Origin of the sequence: Microbacterium ginsengisoli, from assembly GCF_000956535.1 — a bacterium.
GTDB classification, from domain to species: Bacteria; Actinomycetota; Actinomycetes; order Actinomycetales; family Microbacteriaceae; genus Microbacterium; species Microbacterium ginsengisoli.
In genome coordinates, this window is sequence record NZ_JYIY01000030.1 from 1 (window position 1) to 7633 (window position 7633).

The window sequence follows — 7633 nt, forward strand, 5'->3', positions numbered from 1 at the left end:
GACCCCGGCCCCCGCGGCGGAGCCTTCTCCCGCTGCAGCTCCCGCCGCTGCCGCCCCGGCCGCCTCCGGCGGCAAGGAGGTCGTGCTCCCCGAGCTCGGTGAGAGCGTCACCGAAGGCACCGTCACGCGCTGGCTGAAGCAGATCGGCGACTCGGTCGAGGTCGACGAGCCGCTGCTCGAGATCTCGACCGACAAGGTCGACACCGAGATCCCGGCTCCGTTCGCCGGTGTGCTGCAGGAGATCCTGGTGCAGAAGGACGAGACTGTCGCCGTAGGCGCCGCGCTCGCCCGCATCGGCGATGGGGCCTCCGCCCCCGCCGCTGCCCCGGAGGCTCCTGCGGCCGCTGCGCCGGCAGCCGTTCCCGCGCCGGCTCCCGCCCCTGCTCCCGCCGCTGCGGCTCCGGTCGCTGCGGCTCCGGTCACTCCGGCTCCCGTCGCTGCACCGGCCCCGGTTGTCGCTCCTGCGGCGGCGGCCTCGGGCGACGATGTCAGCTACGTGACGCCGCTCGTGCGTCGTCTCGCGCAGCAGCAGGGTGTCGATCTCGCCACGGTCAAGGGCTCGGGCGTCGGTGGACGCATCCGCAAGGAGGACGTGCTCAAGGCCGCCGAGTCGGCGACGAGCGCACCTGCGGCCGCCGCTGTGGCCCCGGCTGCGCCCACGCTCGAGGTCTCGCCGCTGCGCGGCACCACCCAGCCGATGTCGCGTCTGCGCAAGGTTCTCGCCGAGCGCGCCGTCGCGTCGATGCAGGCCACCGCGCAGCTCACGACGGTCGTCGAGGTCGACGTCACCGACCTCGCGACGTTCCGCGACGCCGTCAAGGGTGATTTCCAGGCCAAGACAGGTCAGAAGCTCTCCTTCCTGCCCTTCTTCGCCCTCGCGGCTGCGGAGGCGCTGCAGGCGTTCCCGGTCATCAACGCGACCGTCGACGGCGACCAGATCGTCTACCCGGCGAGCGAGAACCTCTCCATCGCGGTCGACACCGAGCGTGGCCTCCTCACCCCTGTGGTGCGCGACGCGGGCTCGAAGAACGTCGCGCAGATCGCGGCGGAGATCGCGGACCTGGCGGCCCGCACCCGTGAGAACAAGCTGAAGCCCGACGAGCTCGGCGGCGGAACGTTCACCCTCACGAACACCGGTTCGCGCGGAGCGCTGTTCGACACCCCCGTCGTCTTCCTGCCGCAGTCCGCGATTCTCGGCACGGGTGTCGTGTTCAAGCGTCCCGGTGTCGTGAAGGTCGGCGGCGTCGACGCGATCGCCGTGCGCTCGTACGTGTTCCTCGCTCTGTCGTACGACCACCGCGTCATCGACGGGGCCGACGCTGCGCGCTTCCTCGGAGCGGTGAAAGCTCGTCTCGAGGCCGCGGCGTTCCAGGCCGACCTCGGCATCTGACCCCACTCACGCTGGCTCTTGCGGTGCGTCGACAACGCTTCGCAAGAGCCAGCGTTGTCTGTCGTAGACGGCGGTGACGAGCTGGACGCCCGCCACGGATGCCGCGGTGACGCGCACAGCGACCACTCCCCCGTAGTCATCGATCAGCTCGACGACGGCATCCGATGCATCGACCGGGCCGTGCGGCACATCGACCGCGCTCGCGGTGACGGCGGCGCGGCACGACTCATCGCCGCATTCCCGCCGAAGGGCGAGGAGCGCCGCGACGGCCTCCGCCGCCGTGGTCGGGCCGACCGATGCCGCAGCGGCAGATGGCGAGGTCGGCGCCGACTCGGCGGTCGATATGGCGGTCGGTGTCGGATCGGCCGGAGTCAGGATGCTCGGCGTCGCCGTCGGGGCCTCGCGCGGCCACAGCAGCCCCAGCGCGGCGACCGCGCCTGCGGTCACCGCGGCGACGGCGACAAGTCGTCCGCGCGGAGCGCGCCGCGCCGCGGTTGATGTGAGAGGCGACCCGTGGGCCGTGTGCGGCGCCGTGAGCGAGACACTCGCGTGACGTGGTTGTCGTGCACGGCCGAGAGCGGTGCGTACCGCGCCGGCCCAGCCACGCACGTCACCGTCGACACCGGCGATGAGCGGGCTCCACCACGACGCACGGTGATCGTCGTCCTCGGGTGCGATCTGTGCGCGGTCTGATCGCGCGAGCGGAGTGTCGGCGTCCGGCAGCGCGGCAGGTGTCGCAGCGGCGAACAGCCGTTCCTCGATCGCGCGAAGGTCCTCGTCGTCGAGACGTCGGACGCGGCACAGAGCCGCGGCATCCGCCCACAGGTCGCCCGGGCCGCCGATGGCGGCGAGCTGCTCGATGACGTGGGCGCCGTCGGTCACCATTCCGTCGCCGGCGGAATGCACGAACACCGGGCGGCCGCTCGTCGTCACCCACCAGGATCCCGCGCACAGCTCACCATGGCCGCGGACATGCTCCGCATGGATGCCGCGCAGCACGCCGACGGCGATCGTCACGGCGGCACCGAGGCCCGCGTCGCCGACAGGCAGGGCATCCACGACAGTGCCCAGCGCACGGTCGCATGCGTCGACGAGGAGGTCGTGGCCATCGGGACGCCGCCGGATGTCGCGGAGGCCGAGAACGTGCCCGCCGTCCTCGTCACCTCCCCGCCAGTGCTCGCCGATAACGGCGGTGTCGACCACATGCAACGTCTCCCCGTCAACGTCGCGGGCCAGCGCGCCCGGCCAGGGTGCCCGGGGCGGAGCGACGAGGCGGAGGATCACGAGACGGTCGTCGAGCAGGGACATGCGGCAAGACTGCGCCCTTCGTGCTCGGTGCCCACGCTCCGCGCGCGGAGTCGTGGCACGACCATGCCGGTCGGCGGGGTGGGGAGGAGGCGACGCGCCGGTAGGCTGTTCCGCATGGCACGCAGCACGTCTCCCGAGAAGCGCCCCGGCTTCCTCTCCCAGATCCAGACGCTCTTCCGGTTCACCCGCGAGGTGTACCCGTGGCTCGGATGGCTCATCGCGGGCGTGATCGTGCTCGGCATCCTCATCGGTGTCGGCGTCGGCTTCCTGATCCCGCCCGTCGCCGGGTGGAGCGTCATCCTCTGGGGCGTCACGGGTCTCATGTTCGGTGTGCTCGGATCCCTCATGACCATGACTCGGCTGTCGACGCGCGCGATGTACCAGAAGATCGACGGGATGCCGGGCGCGTCCGGTCACGTGCTCTCCACGGCGCTCGGACGCAACTGGCAGGGCGGCGAGTCGCCCGTCGGTGTCAACCCCCGCTCGCAGGATGCGGTCTTCCGCGCGATCGGACGCGGCGGTGTCGTCATCGTCGCCGAGGGTGCGCGAGGGCGGTTGACACGTCTGGTCGCCGATGAGAAGTCCAAGATCCAGCGCGTCGCATCGGGCGTGCCGGTCACAGTGCTCTACGTCGGCCACGGCGACGAGGACGTCGCGATCTCGAAGCTCGCCACGACCATCAAGCGCCTGCCGAAGGCGATCGACCGCGGCACGCAGGCGGCGGTCATCAAGCGTCTCGACTCGGTCTCGCGGGGGCTCTCGTCGCTGCCGATCCCGAAGGGCGTCGACCCGCTCAAGGCGCGGGCACCGCGCCCGCGCTGATCGGCGCACTCAGGCGTATCCGCAGGTGACGATCACCAGCGGATGATCATCGTGCCCGCGAAGACGTCATGCAGACCCCGGTGATCGACGTTCCAGATGAGCGCCGGAAAGAGCAGGAGTAGCAGTACGGTGCGCACGACCGGGCGCCAGAGACCGATCCATCCGCCGGTCGCCTTCACGACCCGCAGGCCCACGAGCCGGTGCCCGGGGCTGCCGCCGATGGTCGGGATGAAGAGCACGTGGAGCAGAGCGAAGATGACGAGCGACGCGACCGCGCTGTAATGGAAGAACGCGAAGGAGATGAGCGCGGACAGCGCTGCGTCGATCGCGTACCCACCGAGCCGTCGACCGAACCGCGCGATACTCAGCCGGCCGGTCTCGGGAAGTCCGAGGCGCGCACCCGGATAGGCTGAAGTCGTCCGCTCATCACTCACGCCGACAGCCTAGACAGCGTCGCGTAACATGCCCGAAACATCCGAGATATCGCCGGGCAACGCCCCGTCGATAGTTTCGGATGCGTCCCGCCGGTGGCGGGCGGAACTTCCCGAATGCCCTACCTCAGGAGTCTCCATGTTCAGTGATTCATCCGAGGTGCTGAAGTTCATCAAGGACGAGGACGTCAAGTTCCTCGACATCCGGTTCACGGATCTCCCTGGTGTCCAGCAGCACTTCAACATTCCCGCTGCGACCGTCGATGAGGACTTCTTCACGGTCGGTCAGCTGTTCGACGGCTCCTCGATCCGCGGCTTCGCGAACATCCACGAGTCCGACATGCAGCTCATCCCCGACGTGTCGACCGCCTACCTCGACCCGTTCCGCGAGGCGAAGACGCTCATCATGCTCTTCGACATCTACAACCCGCGCAACGGTGAGATCTACGCGAAGGACCCGCGTCAGGTCGCCAAGAAGGCGGAGAAGTACCTCGCCTCGACCGGCATCGCCGACACCGCGTTCTTCGCCCCCGAGGCGGAGTTCTACATCTTCGACGACGTGCGCTACGAGGTGAAGCAGAACTCGAGCTTCTACGCCGTCGACTCCGAAGAGGGCGCCTGGAACTCGGGCCGCGTCGAAGAGGGCGGAAACCTCGCGAACAAGACCCCCTACAAGGGTGGCTACTTCCCGGTCTCCCCCGTCGACAAGCAGGCCGACCTGCGTGACGACATCTCGCTCAAGCTCATCGAGGCAGGTCTCATCCTCGAGCGTGCCCACCACGAGGTCGGCACCGGCGGCCAGGCGGAGATCAACTACCGCTTCGACACGATGGTGCATGCGGCGGACGACATCCTGAAGTTCAAGTACATCGTCAAGAACACCGCTCTCGAGTGGGGCAAGGTCGCGACCTTCATGCCGAAGCCGCTCTTCGGCGACAACGGTTCGGGCATGCACACCCACCAGTCGCTGTGGCTCGAGGGCAAGCCGCTGTTCTACGACGAGACCGGCTACGGCGGGCTCTCGGACGTCGCCCGGTGGTACATCGGCGGCATCCTGGCCCACGCGCCGGCGCTGCTCGCGTTCACCAACCCGACGCTGAACTCCTACAAGCGTCTGGTCAAGGGCTACGAGGCCCCGGTCAACCTGGTCTACTCGGCCGGCAACCGCTCGGCGGCCATCCGCATCCCGATCACGGGCACCAACCCGAAGGCCAAGCGCATCGAGTTCCGTGCGCCCGACGCCTCGGGCAACCCGTACCTCGCCTTCGCCGCCCAGCTCATGGCCGGTCTCGATGGCATCCAGAACCGCATCGAGCCGCACGAGCCGGTCGACAAGGACCTGTACGAGCTTCCCCCCGAGGAGGCCAAGAACATCCCGCAGGTCCCGAACTCGCTGCTCGACTCGCTCGAGGCGCTGCGTGCCGACCACGAGTTCCTGACCAAGGGCAACGTGTTCACGCCCGAGCTCATCGAGACGTGGATCGAGTACAAGATCGAGAACGAGATCAAGCCGCTGGCCGCTCGTCCGCACCCGTTCGAGTACGAGCTGTACTTCGGGGTCTGATTCCGGGAGGCCCTCAGAGCCACACTTCCGGTTCTTGAGACCAGCAATTTACTGAGCCCCAGGCGGCAGTTGCCGTCTGGGGCTCAGTCTACCTCTGGACGTTTACGGACGGCTACGGACAGTAAACGGACAGGTTTTCGGACAGGGCGCTGGCCGCTCTTGCAGTGCCGTTGGCGATCCCGATGCGTCCGGGTCAGAGTCGCGTCGCGGTGAGAACGGGAAGGTCGTCACCCGCCGCGTAAGCTGCCGACTCGCGCTCGACGAGTCGGCCGTCGCGCCGCTCGGCGAGGCGAGCCCGGATCAGAATGACGAGCGTGATCGGGCCGTTGACGAGGAACTTCAGTGCGTTCCAGATGAACAGCAGCACGAGCAGGTTCAGCCACCCCGGCCCGCCATCGGCGATCCAGACGGTCAGCAGCCACGCGCCGAGCAGGTACGGCACGGCGATCAGCATGGCGGGCACACCCCACTTCAGTCCGCGGCGCGTCCGCAGCGCGTTGAGCAGGATGTTCGTCGGCATGTACGTCCGCAGGAACAGCCGAACCCGGATGCTGAGATTCCAGAACAGTCGGAGCATGATGTCCGCCTCCTGAGAGGGTGCGTAGCTCCGCCGAGGAGGTAGATCATGTGGTGAGCGTCCGAGGGGACCGTCGCAAGCGACCTAGAAATCGTGGCTACTACCTCGACACCCAGGGTAAGCCCGACCTCGGACACACGGAAGGTTCCGCGCCAAGTCACTCTGCGAGGAGGACAACGGCCGGGAGGAGCGGCGGCCGAACCTCATCAGCTCGGAGCCCGTCAGCTGAGGGTGTCGACCCAATCGTTCATCGAAGTGCTCACGACGTTGCCAGTGTGGACCGTCCCGAGGCCGTTCACATATCGAGAAGTCAACAGTGCCTTGTTGTGGTCGTTGAGATTCTGCTCGAAGACGCCGCCTACGAAGATCGGATCGGCCCACCCTCTGCCTGCTTCGTGTGCCAGGTGAGCGGCGCGGTTGACGACGTCGCCCATGTAGACGACATCGTTGATTCCGCTGCCGCTGAATCCCGCCTTGATCATGAGCACTCGGCCGTAGTCGACGCCGATGCCGATCTTCAGGGGGTCGATCCCCTTCTTCGCGTAGTGGTGGTTGAGGAGCTTGATGAGTGTGTTCGCCTGATAGGCAATGCCAAACACATCGTCGATGTGCGTCTTCTGCGTGGTCTTGTACACAGCCCAGACGCAGTCCCCAACGATATTCACTTCCCGAACGTACAGATCGGAGTTCAGCACCGCCACCATCTCAGAGATGAACGCGCGATATATCTTCGCGAGAATCGGACGCTTGTGCTTCGCGGTGAGCCCAGAAGAGTCTCGGATGTCGATGAAGACCGCCGAGCACATTCCATAGAACCCGTTCGTGAACGTGAGCTTGTCCCGATCGGGCAGCCCGTCGACCTCCTCGAAGCTTCCTGCGGGCTGATCCAGGATCGCCTTGATCCGGTCGGAACTGCTCGTGTAGCTGTACGCCTTGTAGTTGCCGTCCATGTTCCCGTCCTCAGATGCTTTCAATCCCGACGATGATTGCGACCGCCGCGACGCACGCGCCAGCCGCTAGCGCCGACCGGATCGCCCATTTCACGTACTTCGCCTTGAGCGTCGCGATCTTTGCGTTCGCGTGGACCTGATCAGCGAGGTCCCGGACGAGTTCGCGCGGATCCGCTGTCAGCGTGCCCAGCACTTCCGTGTAGCCGGGACGGTCGCCTTTGAAATGTCGGGCGATGCTTGCGAAGAAGACGCGATTGATTGCTTCGGGGGCAGCGTCCTTGTCGTTGACGCGCGGAGTCAGAGTCCAGCCGCAGAGCGCCGCGGTCAGCACCAGGAGCGCGCACGCAGCGACGACAATCACATCGAAGATGAGAGAGCGCTGCGTGAACTCCCTGACGAGGTTGAACAGCATCGTGCCGAGAACACCAACGAAAGCGAGAGTCACCCCTGCCTTGGCGTCCGAGTGTCCCGCGTCAAGTAGTTGGCAGGATTTCTTCGCGTTGAAAGGTCGGGGTTGTCGGGTCGGCGAGGCCGAGGTGGACCTCGAGGGGGCGGTTCCAGGCGAGTGCTTCGTGGGGGCGGGTTTCGTTG

Annotated in this window: 8 protein-coding genes; 3 read left to right on the plus strand and 5 right to left on the minus strand. The window is 67.1% G+C overall.

What is annotated here, in order from left to right:
* A partial coding sequence (sucB, locus tag RR49_RS00385) for a 2-oxoglutarate dehydrogenase, E2 component, dihydrolipoamide succinyltransferase (protein ID WP_045245764.1) occupies positions 1-1390 on the plus strand: 1390 nt, incomplete at its 5' end.
* Between the two features lie 6 nt (positions 1391-1396).
* Here the strand turns inward: sucB and RR49_RS00390 are convergent.
* Complete coding sequence (locus RR49_RS00390) at positions 1397-2698, minus strand: hypothetical protein (RefSeq protein WP_045245755.1); 1302 nt, start codon at positions 2696-2698, stop codon at positions 1397-1399.
* A 114-nt stretch (positions 2699-2812) separates the two neighbouring features.
* Here RR49_RS00390 and RR49_RS00395 point away from each other — a divergent pair, with 114 nt between their 5' ends.
* Entirely contained in the window at positions 2813-3520 is a 708-nt protein-coding gene (locus RR49_RS00395; RefSeq protein ID WP_045245757.1) for a DUF4191 domain-containing protein, read from the plus strand.
* 32 nt (positions 3521-3552) lie between these two features.
* On the opposite strand, the gene RR49_RS00400 is transcribed toward RR49_RS00395, so the two are convergent.
* Positions 3553-3954 carry an RDD family protein gene (locus tag RR49_RS00400; protein WP_045245758.1) on the minus strand — a complete coding sequence of 134 codons (402 nt, stop codon included), beginning with the start codon at positions 3952-3954 and terminating at the stop codon, positions 3553-3555.
* Between the two features lie 136 nt (positions 3955-4090).
* Here RR49_RS00400 and glnA point away from each other — a divergent pair, with 136 nt between their 5' ends.
* Positions 4091-5515, plus strand: coding sequence for a type I glutamate--ammonia ligase (gene glnA, locus RR49_RS00405; protein WP_045245759.1), 1425 nt, complete (start codon positions 4091-4093; stop codon positions 5513-5515).
* Positions 5516-5708: 193 nt separating this feature from the next.
* Here the strand turns inward: glnA and RR49_RS00410 are convergent, their stop codons facing one another.
* The 3 genes from RR49_RS00410 to RR49_RS00420 all read right to left on the minus strand — a co-directional run.
* Positions 5709-6092 (minus strand): hypothetical protein, encoded by a 384-nt coding sequence (locus RR49_RS00410; RefSeq protein WP_045245760.1) that lies wholly within the window; start codon positions 6090-6092, stop codon positions 5709-5711.
* A 221-nt stretch (positions 6093-6313) separates the two neighbouring features.
* The gene (locus tag RR49_RS00415; RefSeq protein ID WP_045245762.1) at positions 6314-7042 is read right to left on the minus strand and encodes an adenylate/guanylate cyclase domain-containing protein; all 729 of its coding nucleotides are present in this window, start codon (positions 7040-7042) and stop codon (positions 6314-6316) included.
* A gap of 10 nt (positions 7043-7052) precedes the next feature.
* On the minus strand, positions 7053-7633 hold a 581-nt coding region (locus RR49_RS00420), incomplete at its 5' end, for a Pycsar system effector family protein (protein WP_483819035.1).